At 63.8% G+C, this 16,874-nt stretch carries 19 protein-coding genes; 9 read left to right on the top strand and 10 right to left on the bottom strand.

Annotation, left to right across the window (positions count from 1 at the left end):
• Positions 1-5 precede the first annotated feature (5 nt).
• Complete coding sequence (locus KJJ24_RS12365) at positions 6-488, bottom strand: hypothetical protein (protein WP_214339132.1); 483 nt, start codon at positions 486-488, stop codon at positions 6-8.
• A gap of 70 nt (positions 489-558) precedes the next feature.
• Here KJJ24_RS12365 and KJJ24_RS12360 point away from each other — a divergent pair, with 70 nt between their 5' ends.
• Positions 559-2,157, top strand: coding sequence for an APC family permease (locus KJJ24_RS12360; RefSeq protein ID WP_250544781.1), 1,599 nt, complete (start codon positions 559-561; stop codon positions 2,155-2,157).
• Here KJJ24_RS12360 and urtE read toward each other — a convergent pair.
• The 8 genes from urtE to ureE form a co-directional block, all read right to left on the bottom strand.
• Entirely contained in the window at positions 2,147-2,854 is a 708-nt protein-coding gene (urtE, locus tag KJJ24_RS12355) for an urea ABC transporter ATP-binding subunit UrtE (RefSeq protein ID WP_214339130.1), read from the bottom strand. The two genes, KJJ24_RS12360 and urtE, sit on opposite strands and share 11 nt — an antisense overlap.
• Positions 2,851-3,621 carry an urea ABC transporter ATP-binding protein UrtD gene (gene urtD / locus KJJ24_RS12350; RefSeq protein ID WP_250544780.1) on the bottom strand — a complete coding sequence of 257 codons (771 nt, stop codon included), beginning with the start codon at positions 3,619-3,621 and terminating at the stop codon, positions 2,851-2,853. The genes urtE and urtD overlap by 4 nt, the downstream gene beginning before the upstream one ends.
• Positions 3,621-4,775 carry an urea ABC transporter permease subunit UrtC gene (urtC, locus tag KJJ24_RS12345; RefSeq protein WP_214339128.1) on the bottom strand — a complete coding sequence of 385 codons (1,155 nt, stop codon included), beginning with the start codon at positions 4,773-4,775 and terminating at the stop codon, positions 3,621-3,623. The genes urtD and urtC overlap by 1 nt, the downstream gene beginning before the upstream one ends.
• 3 nt (positions 4,776-4,778) lie before the next feature.
• Positions 4,779-5,936 carry an urea ABC transporter permease subunit UrtB gene (urtB, locus tag KJJ24_RS12340; RefSeq protein ID WP_214339127.1) on the bottom strand — a complete coding sequence of 386 codons (1,158 nt, stop codon included), beginning with the start codon at positions 5,934-5,936 and terminating at the stop codon, positions 4,779-4,781.
• 125 nt (positions 5,937-6,061) lie between these two features.
• Positions 6,062-7,339, bottom strand: a complete 1,278-nt coding sequence (gene urtA / locus KJJ24_RS12335) for an urea ABC transporter substrate-binding protein (RefSeq protein ID WP_250544779.1) — start codon at positions 7,337-7,339, stop codon at positions 6,062-6,064.
• A 197-nt stretch (positions 7,340-7,536) separates the two neighbouring features.
• Positions 7,537-8,142, bottom strand: coding sequence for an urease accessory protein UreG (gene ureG, locus KJJ24_RS12330; protein WP_214339125.1), 606 nt, complete (start codon positions 8,140-8,142; stop codon positions 7,537-7,539).
• A gap of 46 nt (positions 8,143-8,188) precedes the next feature.
• Positions 8,189-8,854 carry an urease accessory protein UreF gene (locus KJJ24_RS12325; protein WP_250544777.1) on the bottom strand — a complete coding sequence of 222 codons (666 nt, stop codon included), beginning with the start codon at positions 8,852-8,854 and terminating at the stop codon, positions 8,189-8,191.
• Positions 8,851-9,345 carry an urease accessory protein UreE gene (gene ureE, locus KJJ24_RS12320; RefSeq protein WP_214339124.1) on the bottom strand — a complete coding sequence of 165 codons (495 nt, stop codon included), beginning with the start codon at positions 9,343-9,345 and terminating at the stop codon, positions 8,851-8,853. Before ureE ends, KJJ24_RS12325 begins: the two co-directional genes overlap by 4 nt.
• Before the next feature lie 98 nt (positions 9,346-9,443).
• Here ureE and KJJ24_RS12315 point away from each other — a divergent pair, with 98 nt between their 5' ends.
• The 5 genes from KJJ24_RS12315 to ureC all read left to right on the top strand — a co-directional run bounded on the left by KJJ24_RS12315 (position 9,444) and on the right by ureC (position 13,048).
• Positions 9,444-10,379 (top strand): urease accessory protein UreD, encoded by a 936-nt coding sequence (locus KJJ24_RS12315; protein ID WP_214339122.1) that lies wholly within the window; start codon positions 9,444-9,446, stop codon positions 10,377-10,379.
• Positions 10,380-10,415: 36 nt separating this feature from the next.
• Positions 10,416-10,589, top strand: coding sequence for a hypothetical protein (locus KJJ24_RS12310; RefSeq protein WP_214339120.1), 174 nt, complete (start codon positions 10,416-10,418; stop codon positions 10,587-10,589).
• 105 nt (positions 10,590-10,694) lie between these two features.
• Entirely contained in the window at positions 10,695-10,997 is a 303-nt protein-coding gene (locus tag KJJ24_RS12305; RefSeq protein ID WP_214339118.1) for an urease subunit gamma, read from the top strand.
• Positions 10,998-11,011: 14 nt separating this feature from the next.
• A complete protein-coding gene (locus KJJ24_RS12300; protein ID WP_214339115.1) occupies positions 11,012-11,329 on the top strand; it encodes an urease subunit beta in 318 nt (105 codons plus the stop codon).
• A gap of 6 nt (positions 11,330-11,335) precedes the next feature.
• Positions 11,336-13,048 (top strand): urease subunit alpha, encoded by a 1,713-nt coding sequence (gene ureC / locus KJJ24_RS12295; protein ID WP_214339113.1) that lies wholly within the window; start codon positions 11,336-11,338, stop codon positions 13,046-13,048.
• Here ureC and KJJ24_RS12290 read toward each other — a convergent pair.
• Positions 13,033-13,431, bottom strand: a complete 399-nt coding sequence (locus KJJ24_RS12290) for a PilZ domain-containing protein (protein WP_214339110.1) — start codon at positions 13,429-13,431, stop codon at positions 13,033-13,035. The genes ureC and KJJ24_RS12290 overlap by 16 nt on opposite strands.
• Positions 13,432-13,543: 112 nt before the next feature.
• Here KJJ24_RS12290 and KJJ24_RS12285 point away from each other — a divergent pair, with 112 nt between their 5' ends.
• Genes KJJ24_RS12285 through KJJ24_RS12275 form a run of 3 tightly spaced genes read left to right on the top strand, consistent with a single transcriptional unit; the run spans position 13,544 to position 16,868 of the window.
• Positions 13,544-14,983 carry a circularly permuted type 2 ATP-grasp protein gene (locus KJJ24_RS12285; protein WP_214339107.1) on the top strand — a complete coding sequence of 480 codons (1,440 nt, stop codon included), beginning with the start codon at positions 13,544-13,546 and terminating at the stop codon, positions 14,981-14,983.
• Positions 14,977-16,014: an alpha-E domain-containing protein gene (locus KJJ24_RS12280; RefSeq protein WP_214339106.1), complete on the top strand. Its 1,038-nt coding sequence runs from the start codon at positions 14,977-14,979 to the stop codon at positions 16,012-16,014. Before KJJ24_RS12285 ends, KJJ24_RS12280 begins: the two co-directional genes overlap by 7 nt.
• Complete coding sequence (locus tag KJJ24_RS12275) at positions 15,999-16,868, top strand: transglutaminase family protein (RefSeq protein WP_214339104.1); 870 nt, start codon at positions 15,999-16,001, stop codon at positions 16,866-16,868. The genes KJJ24_RS12280 and KJJ24_RS12275 overlap by 16 nt, the downstream gene beginning before the upstream one ends.
• The last annotated feature ends 6 nt before the right edge of the window (positions 16,869-16,874 follow it).

The raw sequence follows: 16,874 nt of genomic DNA, 5'->3' as shown, positions 1-16,874 counted from the left end.
GCGCCTCAATTGCAACCCTGCGCCGAAATGCGATAGGTGAAGCCGGTGGCAGCCTGATCGCCACTGGCACCGATCTTGAAGTTCACCTGGCTCACGGTTTTACCGGGCACCGCCTGCACATTCCACTGACGCCCCGTTCCCGTCTGAGGGGCATAGGAATCATTGATCACCTGAAGGTTAGAACCATCAGTGAATTTGAGATAAGCCTGGATTGGATAAGTGGCGCTCACCGAGGAGTTGGCGGTGAAGAACAACTTGTAGGAGCTGTAGGGCTGGGTCACGAAGAAGTCTGTGTTCCAGTTGGGCCGACTGAAAGGCAGCGGATTACCCGGGCTGATCGTCTTGGTGATGATGTCTGTGACTCCATTGCCGCCCACAGGGGCCAGGAACTGACAGGTTTGGGCAGACGCTGGAACGGCGGCCGTGAGCAGGCAGCCACCAGCGCAGGCCACGGCCGAATGCAACAGAAGGCGCATGGACGCTTGCATCAGCAGAATTGGTGAACATCAACCCTGATTGTGCATCTGATCTCACACAGTGGGGTCAGATGCTCCTTGATTGTTGTCGGCCGTCAATCCATCACAAGCGGCACCGGAAGTCCTGCGCCGCAGCCTGGGGTTGCGCAGCCTCACCCTGGCGGTGGTGACCAGCACCATCGGTTCGGGTTGGCTGTTCGCACCGCTCTATGCAGCGCGCTTTGCCGGGCCCGCCAGCCTGCTGGCCTGGCTGGCGGGAGGGGTGATGGCGTTCGGCTTGGCTTTGGTGTTCGCCGAACTCGGCTCGTTGGTGCCCAGCTCCGGTGCACTGGCGCAAATTCCTTTGCTCAGCCACGGCCGCTGGGCGGGCTTCATCGGCGGATGGTGCGCCTGGATCGCCTACCTCACCCTGCCAACGATCGAGGTGTTGGCGATGGTGGAATACGTGGCCAGCACCATGCCCTGGCTCACCGCCGATGGCGGCCAAGGGCAGGTGCTCAGCGCGGCCGGCATCGGCGTGGCGGCGGTGCTGTTGGTGTTGATGGCCTGGATCAATCTGGCCGGGGTGAGCTCGCTCGCCCGCTGGATCGATGGACTCACCAGCTGGAAATTGGTGGTGCCACTGCTGGTGTCGCTGAGCCTGATGGTGGCAGCGGGCCATTGGAGCAATCTCAGCCTGGATCGCTCCGTGGCGGGAGCCAACCTCAGCGGGGTGGTGAGCGCCATTGGCAGCGGTGGGATTCTCTTCAGCCTGCTGGGATTCCGCACCGCCATGGATCTGGCAGGCGAGGCCCGCCAGCCGCAACGCAACGTGCCACTGGCCATGGGCCTGGGGCTGGGCATCTCCCTCGCCATCTATCTGCTGCTGCAGCTGAGCTTTCTGGTGGCCGTGCCGCCCCAGGCCCTCGGCCAGGGCTGGAGTGGCCTACAACTCAGCGAGCACGGCGGCCCCCTGGTGGCGATCGCCATGGGACTGGGCATGGGCTGGGTGGTAGCCCTGCTGCTTAGCGATGCCGTGATCTCTCCTGGTGCCACTGCGATGACCTACATGGGCGTCTCCGCGCGGGTGGCCTGGATGATGGGTCGCCTCGGACTGCTGCCGGGTTCGATGGGCCGCCTCAATCGCCAGGCTGTGCCGGTGGTAGCGCTGCTCTGGAGTCTCGCGATCGGGGTGGTGATGCTGTTGGCAGGCCCCAGCTGGCAGCGGGTGGTGAGTTTCCTCACCGCCACCCTGGTGATCGCGTTGGCCGTGGGACCGGTGAGCCTGATAGCCCTGCGGCAGCAACGCCCCCAAGCCCCTCGGGCGTTTCGGCTGCCCTGGGCCCGGGTGCTCTGCCCCGCCAGTTTCGTGGCAGCCAGTTGGGCCGTGCTCTGGTGTGGCCACAGCGCTCTGGAGGGTGCTGTGGCATTGGTGGTGCTGCCCTCTTTGCTGTTCGGGCTTGTGCAACAACGGCGCGGACACCAACTTGACGCCGCTGCGGGTAGCTGGTGGTTTCTGTATCTGGGTGGGCTGCTGCTGATCGCTGAGCTGAGCGGCCGAACCGGTGTACTGCCGGGCGGCGAGGGCGGCCAGCTGGTGCTGACGGCCCTGTTCGCACTGCTGATCTTTCCGCTGGCGGTGCGCTCGCGGCTACCCAGAACCTCAGAGGAGGCCCAGGTGGCCGTGGAGCTCACACCGTGAGGAAGCGATCCACCACGTCTTTGCTCAATTCGCTGGTGGGACCGCTGGCCACGATGCCGCCCCGCTGCATCGCGTAGTAGCGATCCGCCTGGCGCACAAAGTGCAGGTGCTGCTCCACCAGCAACACACTGATCCCGGTGGCTTCGATGATCCGGCGCACCGCACGCTCGATATCGAGCACCACCGAAGGTTGAATCCCTTCGGTGGGCTCATCGAGCAGGAGCAACTTGGGCTTACCCAAGAGCGCTCGGGCGATGGCCAGTTGTTGCTGCTGGCCTCCGGAGAGATCGCCGCCGCGGCGGGCGAGGAATGTCTCCAGGATCGGGAACAGCTCAAACACCAACGGATCGATGTGGCGGTTCTTGGCCATCCCGCCAGGAAGGGCCTCGAGCCCAAGCAGCAGGTTTTCCCGCACGGTGAGCTGGGGAATGATCTCCCGGCCCTGGGGCACATAGCCAACCCCAACCCGAGCCCGCCGATGGGGCGGTAACGCCGTGAGCGGCCGGTCTTGAAGGCAGAGATCACCACTGCGCTGGCGCAGTAGACCGATCACCGTTTTGAGCAGGGTGGTTTTTCCTACACCGTTGCGCCCAATCAGGCACACCATCTCACCGGGGGCCACGCTCAGGTCAACATCCCGCAGGATATGACTCTCTCCGTAGTACACATTCAAGCCACGAATATCGAGCAGAGTCATGCCTTGTCCTCCGGATTTTCGCTACCGAGATACACCTCGATCACACGTGGATCGTTCTGCACTTGATCCATTGAGCCTTCACAAAGCACATGCCCCTCATGCAACACCGTGACCGGTGCCTGCAGATCACGGATGAACTCCATGTCGTGCTCAATCACCAACACGGTGTGATCACCGGCCAACTGTTTGAGCAGATCGGCCGTGCGTTCGGTTTCCTCATCGGTGAGGCCAGCCACCGGTTCATCCACCAGCAGCAGTTCAGGATCCTGGGCCACCAACATGGCGATCTCGAGCCATTGCTTCTGGCCGTGGGAAAGGCCACCGGCGGACTGGTGAGCCTGCCGCTCCAGCCCCACAACCGATAGCAGGTGCTGCACACGGTCACGCTGCTCGGAGCTGAGCGCACCGAACAACAACTCGATGGGGTTGTGGGGCCCGCGCACCGCCAGCTCAAGATTGCGACGGGGCGAGAGGTTCTGATACACGCGGGGGGTTTGGAACTTTCGCCCAATCCCCAGCCTGGAGATGTGGTGTTCACTGCGGCCCACAATCGAGCGGCCGCGGAAGACAACATCACCCCGGGAGGGTTTCACCTTGCCGGTGATCACATCGAGGAAGGTGGTTTTACCAGCGCCATTGGGACCGATCACCGCCCGGAGCTCACCGGGAGCGAGCTGCAGGTTGAGATCGTTGAGGGCGAGGAAGCCATCGAAGCTCACCGTCACGCCCTGCAGTTCGAGCAGATTCATGGCATGGGTGGTGGTCATCAGCGCTGGCCTCCTTGGCGACGCTCCAGTTGCTCCTGCTCAGCCAGCACCTGCGAATCAAGCTCCAGGGCTGGATAGGTGGTACTGCGGGGTGGCCAACCCACCATGGCGATCAACCGGGAGGGGCCGCCTTGGCGCAACCAACCCACTAAGCCATCGGGCAGGGCCAACACCACCAAGAGGAATAGACCTCCCTGGATGAACAACCAGGTTTCCGGCAGAGCTTCACTCACCAGGCTCTTGGCGTAATTGATCAGCACCGCACCGAGCACCGCACCAATCAGGGTGCCGCGGCCACCGACGGCCACCCAGATCACCATTTCAATCGAAAAAGGAACGGCCATGAACTGGGGCGAGACGATGCCCGATTGCACGGTGTAAAGCGCACCGCTGATGCCCGCCAGAGCACCAGCCACCGCAAAGACCACGGTTTTGTATGCGGTGGTGTTGTAGCCGGTGAAGCGCAGACGCGGTTCATCGTCGCGGATCGCAATGAGGGCATCACCAAAGCGACCACGGGTGAGCCAGCGGCAAAGCAAAAACGCAGCCACAGCAAACACCACCGTGAGCCAGAAGAAATTGCGCTGCATGGCATCGCTGCCAATGAGCTCACCGAAGAGGCGAGCCGTCGAGGTTTTCAAACCATTGGTGCCATTGATCAACTTCTGCTGGCCATTGAAGAAGTTGAAGAACACCAGCAAAGCAGCCTGGGTGAGGATCGAGAAGTAGACCCCCTTGATGCGGTTGCGAAACACGAGATAACCCAGGGCACCCGCCACAAAGGCTGGAATCACCCAGATCGCCAACAAGGTGAACAGCGGTGAGCCAAAGGGCTGCCAGAACGCCGGCAAACTCTTCACCCCGTAGAGGGAGAAAAACTCCGGCAGTTCACCGGGCTTGAGCTCATGAAGTGTCAGATACATCGCCAAGGCGTAACCGCCCAAGGCGAAGAAGATGCCCTGCCCCAGGCTGAGCAAGCCGGTGAATCCCCAGATCAGATCCACACCGAGGGCCACGATGCCCAGCGAGAGAAAACGGCCCAGCAGATTGAGGCGGAAGGGGGGTAGCAACACCGGCAATACCAGGGCTGCCACGACGATCAACAGCCAGGGCAGCCAACGACGCAGCGCGCGAGACGACAACAGGTCCGCCATTGATTAAGCCTCCACCATCCGACCTTTCTGCGGGAATAGGCCAGCCGGCCTGATCTGCAGAAACACCACGATCAAGGCGAACACCAACACCTTCGCCATCGAAGTGGTGGCGAAAAAGGTGATCACCGCATTAAGGCCTTCTGGCATCGCCGGCCACACGAGCAGCAGTGAGCCAGAACCCACCACATAACTGAGCACGCCAATACCCAAGGCGGCGAGAACGGTGCCGGCCAGCTTGCCCACACCACCGAGTACCACCACCATGAAGCAATCCACGATGTAGTTGCCGCCGAGGTTGGGGCCCACCGAGCCCAACAGGGTGACGGCAACGCCCGCCACACCCGCCAAGCCTGAACCGATCAGGAACGTGAGCGCATCAACTTTCTCGGTGGGGATTCCCAGGCAATCGCTCATCGTGCGGTTCTGGGTCACAGCGCGTATGCGCATACCCCAGACACTTTTCTGCAAGAACCAATTCACCAACAGCAGCGCCACCACGGTGAGGGCGATGATGAACAAACGGGCAGCAGGCATATTCACCGCTCCCACATCGATCGAGCCACGCAGCCACACTGGAGCGGTGACATCGATATTGCGGGCGCTGAACCAGGGCTGATCCAACACGCGTTGTCCGCCCAACAGAGAAGCCAGGGCGATGCCAACCGCGGCGGTGAGCACCCAGCTGCCTGTGCCAAGCAATGGAGTCCAGCGTTGCTGCCACCAGCGTTTCGGCGTGAAGCGGGGGATCAGCAGGCCGGCCACCACCGCCACCACCAGGCCGATGGCGAAGGCGCTGGACACCGAACGCACGAATTGCTGCAGGATCAGGCTCACGCCCCAGGTGGCGAGCAGCGTTTCCAGGGGCCGGCCATACAGACGGCGAATCACTGTTTTTTCCAGCAGTAAACCCGCCAGGCCACTCACCAAAAAGGCGCAGGGCAGGGCCACCAGGATGTAGATGGGAAACAGTGCATCCGGCAGCACCGCTTTGAAGATGTTCTGCACCACAAACGTGGTGTAGGCACCCAGCATCATCAACTCGCCATGGGCCATGTTGATGACACCCATCAAGCCAAACACCACCGCCAGGCCCAGTGCTGCCAGCACCAGAACCGAGCCGATGGCTAGGCCGTTGAAGAGCGTGTCGTAAAGAAGATCCATCGCAACCTGCAGGGATCAGGCAAAAGAAAAAATTGGGAGCGGAGGAAGAAAAAAGGGGGAGATTGCTCTCCCCCCATCCCTCAATCGATGTGGAAAGGCGGAGCCGGCAGGCGACGCCCTTTCAATCACATCTTGTACTTGCCGGCGTCAGGACGATCCTGCGTCCAATCGCAGGTGTAGCCCTTGGTTTCAGGCACGTACTGGTTCCAGGCCACAGGCTTCACAAAGCCCTTGTCCTCAAGGATCTTGAACATGCCATCCTTCTGCACCTCACCGATCAGCACCCGCTTCTCAACGTGGTGGTTGGGCATCACAGTCACCGTGCCCTCGGGAGCATCGAAGCTCACGCCGACGAGCGCTTCGCGCACCTTGTTGTCGTCAACGCTGTTGGCCTTCTCGGCAGCGGCAGCCCACAGATACACCATCATGTAAGCGGCTTCAGCAGGGTCACTGGTGACCCGGTTTTCGCCGTACTTGGCCTTGAAGTTCTTGGTGAACTCCTTCGAGGCAGGGGTATCGAGGCTCTGGAAGAAGTTCCAGGCGGCGTAGGTGCCCTCGAGATACTCAGGTCCAATGGCCGCGATCTCCTCCTCAGCGATCGAGAAGCTCATGATCGAGTAGCCATTCGCCGGGGTGATGCCGGCAGCCTTCATCTGCTTGAAGAAGGCCACGTTGCTGTCGCCGTTGAGGGTGTTCACGATCACACCACCCTTGGGCATCGCCTGCTTGATCTTGGCGATGATTGGAGCCACTTCGGTGTTACCCAGAGGCAGGTAGTCCTCACCCACCACCTTGGCACCATTGGCCTTGAGCTGCTCCTTCATGATGGTGTTGGCGGTACGTGGATACACGTAATCCGAGCCCACCAGGAAGAATTCCTTGCCCTTGTTCTGCAGCAGCCAATCCACAGCAGGCTCAGCCTGCTGGTTGGGGGCAGCACCGCTATAGAAGATGTTCTTGGAGCACTCCTGCCCTTCGTACTGAATCGGGTAGAAGAGGAAGTGATCCTTGGCCTCGAACACCGGCAGCATCGCCTTACGGCTGGCTGAGGTCCAGCCGCCGAACACAACGGCCACCTTGTCCTGATCGATCAGCTTGGTGGCCTTCTCCGCGAAGGTGGGCCAATCGGAAGCACCGTCTTCCTCAACGGGCACGATCTTCAGCTTCTTGCCGTCGATGGTCACGCCACCCTGGGCATTGATCTCATCGATGGCCATCAACTCGGCTTCGGCCACCGTGTTTTCGGAGATGGCCATGGTGCCGGAGCGGCTGTGAAGGATGCCCACCTTCACTTCGCCGTCGAAATCACCACCGGCCTGTTCACCGCCACCACAGGCCACCAGGGTGATGGAGGTGGCGAGGGCCGTGGCACCACCCAGCAGACGCAGCGAAGTCTTCCGCATCGAAGGGGACATCATGAAAGGAAAGTCACAAAAGGGCTGCCGCCGATCAGCGGTCTGCGGAACGTATCGGCGCGAGCAGCAGCACCTTGGTATCCATTCGAACAGTTTCTCCAACCCGCGAGACTCGCTGCCCCGCAAGGGCTCTTAGCTATACAAAGCGATCGTTTCCGCTGTGTCGGCTGCTACGGAAGCAGCCATCAATGCGGCAATTGCTGCAACAAAAACGCTTCCACCCGCTCCAGCCCTTCACCGGATTGGAGGTTGGTGAAGCACCAAGGCCGCCCCGGCCGCATCCGCTCGCTGTCACGCTCCATCACCTCCAGGCTGGCACCCACCATCGGGGCCAGATCGATCTTGTTGATCACCAGCAGATCGGAGCGCGTAATGCCGGGCCCTCCCTTGCGGGGGATCTTGTCGCCCGCCGCCACATCAATCACATAAATGCACAGATCCACGAGCTCCGGGCTGAAGCTGGCGGCCAGGTTGTCGCCGCCGCTCTCCACCAGCACCAGATCCAGGCCCGGATAGGCCGCCTCCAGCTCAGCCACCGCCGCGCGATTGATCGAGCAGTCTTCACGGATGGCGGTATGGGGGCATCCCCCGGTTTCCACCCCGCGGATACGGCCTGGCTCAAGGGCCCCGGCGCGGGTCAGAAACTGAGCGTCTTCCTGGGTATAGATGTCGTTGGTGACCACCGCCAGCTGCAGGCGATCGCGCAGCCGCCGGCACAGGGCCTCCACCAGAGCTGTTTTGCCGGATCCCACCGGCCCTGCCACTCCAACCCGCAGACGACTGGCCGTCATCCCTGCAGCTCCTGATCAGCACACTGGCTTTGATCCTGCGGCACCGTTAGCTGCGAAACAACCGGGAGTAGAGCTCGGCGTGCTGCAGCTGTGCCAGGCCCGCTCCGATGCCTCCATTCCAGAGCTGTCTTGGATCAGAGGACGACAGCTCAGCAGCCTGCTCAGCGATTAGGGGGGCTAAGGCGAGCTGAAGGCGCTGCCCCTGGGTGGGTCCCAACGGCACCAGCCGCACCGCCGCACTGATCTGATTGGCCACCCAGCTGTAGAGATAGGCCTCCTCGAGGTCGGGGGAGCCGAGCTCCAGACAAAGCGCGGCCCAGGCGAAGGCCGCAGGCCAGGCCAGGGGCGCGCCGCCGGGAAGCGGCCAGCCCAGATCGGCCAAGAGCAACAGCAGCGACTGCCCCATCTGGCGTTGCTGCGCCCTCACCTCCACCGCTTCTCGCTGGGCCAGCAGCCAGCCATCGAGCTCCAGGACCGCGGCCCGATCACCGCCGCGAAGCGCACTGAACAGCGTGCCCAAGGCTGCAGCCTCCATCGCCACCGCCCCACGCTGCAGCTCGGCGCAGAGCCAAGGCTCGAGATCCTGCGGGCCAGCAAGCAGGCCCTGTTGCACGAGCACCTCTAGCCCCTCGGAATAGCTGAACGCGCCCACCGGCAGGGCCGGGCTCACCAGCTGGAACAGCTTCAGGCGGGCAGCATCGGCTTGGCTCACGGGTGGCTGTGGCCGTGCTGGTGGTGGTGATGGCCCAGCCCCTCATACGCCCCGGCTTCCGGCTGGAACGGCAACTCGAGCAACTCCACCGCGAGCCCCCGCTGGTGCAACAGCTCGGCCAACACCGGGTCTTGCAGCAGCAGCAAGCGATCGGCATGCAGCTCCATCGCCACATGCCGATTGCCAAGGTGATACACCGCCTGAAGCAACGCCAGTGGATCGCCGCTGCGCACCTGCATCACCGGTTCAGGAGCCGCTTCCACCAGAACCTGCAGGGCACCGTCCTGGCTGAGCAAGCGCTCGCCGGGTTGAAGAGCAGCGCCGCGGGGGAGCTGCAACAACAAATCTCGCCCACAAGCGGAACGCCGGTGGCCGCGCAGGCTGGTGCGCGCGTCTGCCGCCAGGGGCATCTGCAGTAGGCCGCCATCGGCGGGCAGCGGCGCCTGCTCGGGCAGACGCTTCACCAGCTGAATCACGGCTTGCTGGGGCATCTCGGCTCCTGGGGCCCGAGCACCCTGAAGGGTGCTCGGGTGGCACTCTGTGATCATCGCTACCCATGCACGGTGGCGCTGGCCAGGAACATGCGGCGATGAGTGCCACCCCTGCCAACCCCAACGCAGCCGAGGGCTGGCACGGCGCGGCAACGTTGCGCTTTCAGCAGCGCGATGGGATCACCCACCATCAAGGGGGAGCGAGCGCGCCACTGAAACTGATGCGCAGCTTCGCCCAGGCCAGCGGCCACTGCGAACTGCCGCTACTCCACACCGCAGGCGGGCTTGTGGGGGGCGATCAGCTGCAGCTCACGGCAGAGCTGGAGCCAGCCAGCCGCGCCTTGATCACCAGCGTGGCCGCCCAGAAGGTGTATGGAACAGTGCGCCGCTCGCGCCGCCACCCCCAGGGCTGTTGGGCACAGCAGCAGCTGCGCTTCCACTTAGCCGCCGGCAGTGATCTGGAATGGCTGCCCCAGGAGCTGGTGCTCTACGCCGATGCCCTGTATCAGCAGGAGATGCGGGTGGAGCTGGCCGCCGGCGCCAGCTTTTTGGCCATGGAGGTGGTGCGACTCGGACGCACCGCAGCAGAAGAACAACTGCAGAACGGCTGCTGGCGTTCGAGCATCGAAATCCAACGGCTGGCCACAGCCACCAGCCCTGCCCGCTGGGAGCTGGTGGATCGTCTGGAGCTCGCCGGTGACGCTCTGACGGCTGAGCACGGCATGGCGAACGAGCCGGTGTTTGGCTCACTGGTGTGGGCAGCACCGCAGCACCTGGCCACCGAAACGCTGCAGCTCCTGCTCGATCAAGCCCGCGCTGCCCGCAGCGATCTGGTGGGCTCGATGGCCTGCGGGCCCCTGGGACAAGGGCTCGTGGCCCGCTACCGAGGCCCCTCCAGCCAGGCGGCGCGCTTCTGGTTTTGCCGGTTGTGGGCGCTGATTCGCCAGCAGCGGGGTCTGGCGGCAGCGGAACTGCCCCGGGTGTGGCCGTTCCAAGAAGACCCTCTTACAAAAGGCCTGATCACTCCTGGTTGAAGCGTGATTGCCCCATGGCATGGTGAGGTTGGATCCATGCAGCAAGGGATGCGCAACCGAAGCGACAGGCGCTGGAACGGCATGGCGGCCTTGGGGCTCGCCCTATCCATGGCCGGTTACCTGATCGTGCAAGGCGGGGCCATGCCCAACAAGAACAAGACAACGCAGCCAGTCATCAAAGAGATCACCCTCAAATCAACAGAGAGCTGACGGTTCCGCAAAGCGGCAACTGTTCAACATGAACCAAAGGCAGCCCACCGCACTGCGAAGGTTGATCGGTGGGTTGCTGGCTGTGCGCCCTCGTTTTCACCTGCCATGCATCTGACCCCTCAGGAGAAAGACAAGCTCCTGATCGTGACCGCAGCCCTGCTGGCGGAGCGGCGCCTCAATCGCGGCCTGCGGCTCAATTACCCCGAAGCGGTGGCCTGGCTGAGCTTTCAAGTGCTCGAAGGGGCGCGCGATGGGAAAAGCGTGGCCGAACTGATGCAGGAAGGCACCACCTGGCTGAGCCGCGATCAGGTGATGGAAGGCATCCCCGAGTTGGTGCATGACGTGCAGATCGAAGCCGTGTTTCCTGACGGCACCAAGCTCGTGACCCTGCACGACCCCATCCGCTGATCGGTACACACCCCATGGCCCCGCTGATTCCCGGCGAATTGCTTCCCGAACCCGGCGACCTCGAGCTCAATGCCGGCCGGCCGGTGACCACCGTGCTGGTGGCCAACACCGGTGACCGCCCCGTGCAGGTGGGCTCCCACTTCCACTTCTTCGAAACCAACGCAGCCCTCTGCTTCGATCGCGAGGCCACCCGCGGCCTACGGCTCGACATCCCAGCTGGCACGGCCGTGCGCTTCGAACCCGGCGACAGCCGCGAGGTGCAGCTGGTGCCCTTCGCCGGTGAACGGCGCATTTTCGGATTCAACGGCCTGGTGAACGGCCCCCTCGACTGACCTCCCATGCCCTATCGCATCTCCCGCCGCGCCTACGCCGAGACCTACGGGCCCACCACCGGCGATCGCCTGCGGCTGGCGGATACCGAACTGATCCTGGAGGTGGAGAAGGATTTCACCGTTTACGGCGATGAGGTGAAGTTCGGCGGCGGCAAGGTGATCCGCGATGGCATGGGCCAGGCCCAGACCACCCGCGCCGCTGGCGCGGTGGACACGGTGATCACCAACGCTCTGATCCTCGATTGGTGGGGGATCGTGAAGGCCGACATCGGCCTGCGCGACGGCCGCATCGTGGCGATCGGCAAGGCGGGCAACCCCGATACCCAGGCCGGGGTGGACATCGTGGTGGGCCCGGGCACCGAAGCCATCGCCGGCGAGGGGCACATCCTCACCGCTGGCGGCATCGACACCCACATTCACTTCATCTGCCCGCAGCAGGTGGAAACCGCTCTGGCCAGCGGGGTTACCACCATGCTGGGTGGCGGCACGGGTCCAGCCACCGGCACCAACGCCACCACCTGCACCCCGGGCGCCTTCCACATGGCCCGCATGCTGCAGGCCGCCGAAGGCCTACCGGTGAATCTGGGCTTCTTCGGCAAGGGCAACGCCAGCACTCCCGATGCCCTCGAAGAGCAGATCCGCGCCGGGGCGATCACTCTCAAACTCCACGAAGACTGGGGCACCACCCCCGCCGCGATCGACTGCTGCCTATCGGTGGCGGATCGCTTCGACATCCAGGTGGCGATCCACTCCGACACCCTCAACGAGGCCGGCTTCGTCGAAGACACGATCCGCGCCATCGGTGGCCGCACCATTCACACCTTCCACACCGAAGGGGCCGGCGGCGGCCATGCGCCCGACATCATCCGGATCTGCGGGGAAGCCAACGTGCTGCCCAGCTCCACCAATCCCACGCGCCCCTACACCCGCAACACGCTCGAGGAACACCTCGACATGCTGATGGTGTGCCACCACCTCGATCCCAAGATTCCCGAGGATGTGGCCTTCGCCGAATCCCGCATCCGCCGCGAAACGATCGCCGCGGAAGACATCCTTCACGACATCGGCGCCTTCTCACTGATCGCCAGCGATTCGCAGGCCATGGGCCGCGTGGGTGAGGTGATCACCCGCACCTTCCAGACCGCCCACAAGATGAAGGTGCAGCGCGGTGCCCTAGCGGGAGATTCGGAGCGCAACGACAACACCCGCCTCAAGCGCTACATCGCCAAGGTGACGATCAACCCGGCGATCGTGCATGGCATCGACCACCAAGTGGGCTCAGTCGAGGTGGGCAAGCTCGCAGACCTGGTGCTGTGGAAACCTGGCTTTTTCGGCGTGAAGCCTGAGCTGGTGATCAAAGGTGGCTCGATCGTGTGGGCGCAGATGGGTGATGCCAACGCGTCGATCCCCACCCCTGGCCCCGTGCATGGCCGGCCCATGTTTGCCAGCTTCGGTAAGGCCCTGGCCCCCAGCTGCCTCACCTTTGTGAGCCAGGCCGCCCTCGACGACGACGTGCCCCGAAAGCTGGGCCTAGAGCGGCTGTGCGTGCCGGTGCAGAACACCCGCGGGGGCATCAACAAAGCAGCGATGAAGAACAACACTGCCCTGCCCAAGGTGGAGGTCGACCCGCAGACCTACGAGGTGTTCGCCGATGGCGAGCTGCTCACCTGCGAACCGGCCGACGTGCTGCCGATGGCGCAGCGCTACTTCCTGCTCTGAACCAGCGGCGGCACCAGTGGCAGGGGCTGATCAAACTGCACCCCGATCACCTGCAACGCACCGAGACCATCAGCAGGAGCTCGCCAACGCAGGGTGGCTGGCAGCCGCACCCGGCCAAAGCCGGGGTGGTTGCTCAGATCGAGCAGCAACGGCACCAGCGGTGGCATGGCAGCGCTGGCGGGGAGCAGCAGCGCCAAACCGCCGTGGCTGATGTCGAGAATGTCGGCACTGAACCAGGCCCCGGGGGGCTGGCCGGGCGGCATGGGCCGCAGTTGAACCGGCAGCACGCTGCCCACCGCCAGCCGCACCTCGCGGCGGCGATTCAGCGCCTGGCCCGCCTGATCCCAGAGGGGTTGATCCAGCGGTGGGAAGGGGCTGGTCATGGCCCAAACGCTAGGGAAGGCACCCGGGGCTGAGCAACCCACAGCTTCCGTAGCAACAGCCACTTGAGGGGAGCCCACAGATCTGCATGATCACGCCACCGCAGGCTCGGCGATGTTCACCGACTACCGGCCCAGCAAGGGCTACGACGAATATTTCAGCACCAGCGAAGAGCCCCGCAGCGCCCTGCAGCCCCTGCTCTCCTCCCTCGGCGCCCTCGGGCTGGAGCAGCTCAACCGCAACCATGCCGCCGCTGGCATGTTGCTGAAACGGCTGGGGGCCACCTTTCGCCTCAACGAGTCCGGCAACCGCGGCGGCGAACGCATCCTCCCCTTCGATCCACTGCCGCGGCTGATCGGTGCGGCTGACTGGGAGCGCCTGCAGCGCGGCCTGATCCAACGCCTGGAAGCGATCGATCTGTTCCTGGCGGATGTGTATGGCGATCAGGCGATCCTGCGCGATGGGGTGATCCCCCGCGACGACGTGGAAAGCTCCCAGGGCTGGCGGCCGCAGCTGCGTGGCTTCCGCCCACCCCTGGGGCGATGGTGCCAGATCTCCGGCCTCGATCTGATCCGCGATGGGATGGGCACCTGGAGGGTGCTGGAAGACAACCTGCGCTGCCCCTCAGGCGTGGCTTACTTCCTGGAAAACCGGCGCGTGATGAAGCGCATGTTCCCCAGCCTGTTCAGTGGCCGCACCGTGCAGCCGATCGACAACTACCCCTCTCAGCTGCTGCAAACCCTGCGGGATCTGGCCCCCTGGACCGAAACCCCACGGGTGGTGCTGCTCACCCCAGGAGTTTTTAACAGCGCCTATTTCGAGCACAGCTACCTGGCGCAGCAGATGGGCATCTCCCTGGTTGAGGGCCGCGATCTGGCCTGCCAGGACGGGCGGGTGTGGATGCGCACCACGCAAGGCCTTGAGCCGGTGGATGTGATCTACCGCCGCATCGACGACGACTTCCTCGATCCCGATGTCTTCCGCGCGGATTCAATGCTCGGAGTGCGCGGCCTGATGGAGGTGTATGCCCAAGGCCGCGTGGCCATCGCCAATGCGCCCGGCACCGGCGTGGCCGACGACAAGTTGATCTACGCCTACGTGCCCGAAATGGTGCGTTACTACCTCGGCGAGGAGCCGATCATCGAAAACGTGCCCACCTACCTGTGCGCACGGCCTGATGACCAGGCCTACGTGCTGGCCCATCTGGGTGAGCTGGTGGTGAAGGCCGTGTCGGAAGCGGGCGGCTACGGAATGCTGATCGGCCCCCACGCCAGCCAAAGCGAGATCCTTGAGTTCGCCGAGAAGATCCGTGCCAACCCGCGCAACTTCATCGCTCAGCCCACCCTGGAGCTTTCCACCGTGCCCTCTCTCAGCGAAGGCGAGCTCTATCCATGCCACGTGGATCTGCGGCCTTATGTGCTGCGGGGCAAAGACGCCTGGGTGACACCCGGCGGCCTCACCCGAGTCGCCCTCAAGCGAGGTTCACTGGTGGTGAATTCGTCGCAGGGCGGCGGTTGCAAGGACACCTGGATCGTGGAGGAAGCCGCATGCTGAGCCGCGTTGCCGACTCCCTCTACTGGATCAATCGCTACGTGGAGCGCGCCGAGAACCTCTCGCGCTTCGTGGAGGTGAGCGAAGCGATGGCGCTCGACTGCCCCCCCGGCAGCGCCGAGCCCTGGCAGCCCCTGATTGATGCCAGCGGCGATCGTGAGCTGTTCGATGAGCTCTACCCCGGCGGTGGCCCCGATCAGGTGGTGGAGTTTCTGGTGCGAGCAGAAGCCAACCCCAGCAGCATCGTGAATTGCGTTGCCCTAGCCCGGGAGAACGCTCGCCAGATCCGCGATGTGATCACCACCGAGATGTGGGAGCAGATCAATGATCTGTATTGGACCCTGCTGGAAAGCGACAGCTTCTGGCTGCAACCACCCCAGGAGCAACTGCGCGAAATCCGGCGCGGCTGCCAGCTCTTCTATGGCATCACCGATGCCACCCTCAGCCGTGATCTCTCCTGGCAGTTCAGCCGCCTGGGCCGCCTGATCGAGCGCGCCGACAAAACCACCCGCATCCTCGATGTGAAGTACTTCCTGCTGCTGCCCAGCCCGGAAGAAGTGGGTGGCGTGCTGGATGAACTGCAGTGGATTTCGCTCCTGCGCACGGCTGGGGCCTATCAGATGTTCCGCCAGTCGCAACAGGGAGTGATCACTCCGCGCGCTGTGGCCGCCTTTCTGCTGCTGGATCCCAGCTTCCCCCGCTCGGTGCGCTACTGCCTCGAACGGATTCACGAAACCCTGCAGGTGGTAGCCGCCAGCCCGGTGCCCGGCAAACCCGACGCGCTCGAATGCTTGAGCGGCCTCACCCGGGCCCGCTGGAGTTACACGGGCATCGATGAGTTGGTGGCCGGTGGGCTGCATGAAGCGATCGACGCGCTCCAGCTCGATCTCAATAACCTGCACGAGCTGATCCACGCGCGCTACTTCGTGTTGCCGAGCTTGGCCACAGCCGAGGAAGCGGCAGCCCTTATGCCTGCTCAGGCTTCCGTCTCCGTCACCGCCACCAGTCACCACCTGGCATGCGCGCCCGCCTGATTCACCGGTTCGATTACCGCTACAGCAAACCCGTGCTGCTGGGGCCGCATCGCTTTTGCCTGCGTCCCCGCCCCCACGGCTTTCAACGACTAATCGACTACAGCCTGGAGATCTCCCCAGACCCCAGTCAGCTCTATGAGCTGATGGCCGCCGGTGGCGACACGATCACCCGCGCACGATTTCTGGGGGAGAGCGATCACCTCACGGTGGTGGCCACCAGCGAGGTGGAAACCTTCACACCTCCCTTGCTGGAGGCCTGCCTCGATGAGCAGATGGCGCAGTTGCCGGTGCAGATCGGCAAGCTCAACCCCGATCTACTCAGCAATCTGCAGGGCTGGCTGCCCAACGGACAGCACGATGCCGCCGCGGTGGATCTAGCCCAAGAAGCACTGATGGGCAGCGATGGCCGCAGCCTCAACTTCCTGCAGCAATTGGTGGAGGTGATCCAAGACCGGGTGAAGTACACCCAGCGCCATGTGGGACCCGCCTGGCCCGCCGGCCGAACCCTCAAGGAACGGGTGGGCTCCTGCCGCGATCTGGCGATGTTGATGATCGAATGCTGCCGCAGTGTGGGGCTGCCCGCCCGCTTCGTGAGCGGCTACCACCTGGTAGAACCCAAGCCCGAGCGCTATGACCTGCACGCCTGGGCTGAGGTGTATCTGCAAGGCGCCGGCTGGCGCGGCTTTGATCCGAGCGGCCAGGGCGCGGTCAACGACCGCTACCTCCCGGTGGCCACGTCTTCACGCTCCGACCTCACCGCGGCCGTGAGCGGCACCTTCTCCGGCCCCCCCGGGGTGGGAAGCGAGCTGGAGTGGGAGATCAGCGCCGAGATCCTCAGTTCCGCACTGCGGTAGCGATTG

Origin of the sequence: Synechococcus sp. LA31 (assembly GCF_018502385.1) — a bacterium.
Classification (GTDB): Bacteria; Cyanobacteriota; Cyanobacteriia; order PCC-6307; family Cyanobiaceae; genus Vulcanococcus.
The sequence above is the reverse complement of the archived record's forward strand: the minus strand, read 5'-3'. Positions and strand labels throughout refer to the sequence as shown.

Excerpts from the sequence above, each read along its gene's own strand:
- ureC (WP_214339113.1), top strand. The coding sequence starts at position 11,336 with ATGCCCTATCGCATCTCCCGCCGCGCCTACGCCGAGACCTACGGGCCC.
- KJJ24_RS12275 (WP_214339104.1), top strand. The coding sequence starts at position 15,999 with ATGCGCGCCCGCCTGATTCACCGGTTCGATTACCGCTACAGCAAACCC.
- KJJ24_RS12365 (WP_214339132.1), bottom strand. The coding sequence starts at position 488 with ATGCAAGCGTCCATGCGCCTTCTGTTGCATTCGGCCGTGGCCTGCGCT.
- KJJ24_RS12315 (WP_214339122.1), top strand. The coding sequence starts at position 9,444 with ATGAGTGCCACCCCTGCCAACCCCAACGCAGCCGAGGGCTGGCACGGC.
- KJJ24_RS12305 (WP_214339118.1), top strand. The coding sequence starts at position 10,695 with ATGCATCTGACCCCTCAGGAGAAAGACAAGCTCCTGATCGTGACCGCA.
- urtB (WP_214339127.1), bottom strand. The coding sequence starts at position 5,936 with ATGGATCTTCTTTACGACACGCTCTTCAACGGCCTAGCCATCGGCTCG.
- urtC (WP_214339128.1), bottom strand. The coding sequence starts at position 4,775 with ATGGCGGACCTGTTGTCGTCTCGCGCGCTGCGTCGTTGGCTGCCCTGG.
- KJJ24_RS12290 (WP_214339110.1), bottom strand. The coding sequence starts at position 13,431 with ATGACCAGCCCCTTCCCACCGCTGGATCAACCCCTCTGGGATCAGGCG.
- urtE (WP_214339130.1), bottom strand. The coding sequence starts at position 2,854 with ATGACTCTGCTCGATATTCGTGGCTTGAATGTGTACTACGGAGAGAGT.
- KJJ24_RS12300 (WP_214339115.1), top strand. The coding sequence starts at position 11,012 with ATGGCCCCGCTGATTCCCGGCGAATTGCTTCCCGAACCCGGCGACCTC.
- urtA (WP_250544779.1), bottom strand. The coding sequence starts at position 7,339 with ATGCGGAAGACTTCGCTGCGTCTGCTGGGTGGTGCCACGGCCCTCGCC.
- KJJ24_RS12280 (WP_214339106.1), top strand. The coding sequence starts at position 14,977 with ATGCTGAGCCGCGTTGCCGACTCCCTCTACTGGATCAATCGCTACGTG.
- KJJ24_RS12310 (WP_214339120.1), top strand. The coding sequence starts at position 10,416 with ATGCAGCAAGGGATGCGCAACCGAAGCGACAGGCGCTGGAACGGCATG.
- KJJ24_RS12285 (WP_214339107.1), top strand. The coding sequence starts at position 13,544 with ATGTTCACCGACTACCGGCCCAGCAAGGGCTACGACGAATATTTCAGC.
- ureE (WP_214339124.1), bottom strand. The coding sequence starts at position 9,345 with ATGCCCCAGCAAGCCGTGATTCAGCTGGTGAAGCGTCTGCCCGAGCAG.
- urtD (WP_250544780.1), bottom strand. The coding sequence starts at position 3,621 with ATGACCACCACCCATGCCATGAATCTGCTCGAACTGCAGGGCGTGACG.
- ureG (WP_214339125.1), bottom strand. The coding sequence starts at position 8,142 with ATGACGGCCAGTCGTCTGCGGGTTGGAGTGGCAGGGCCGGTGGGATCC.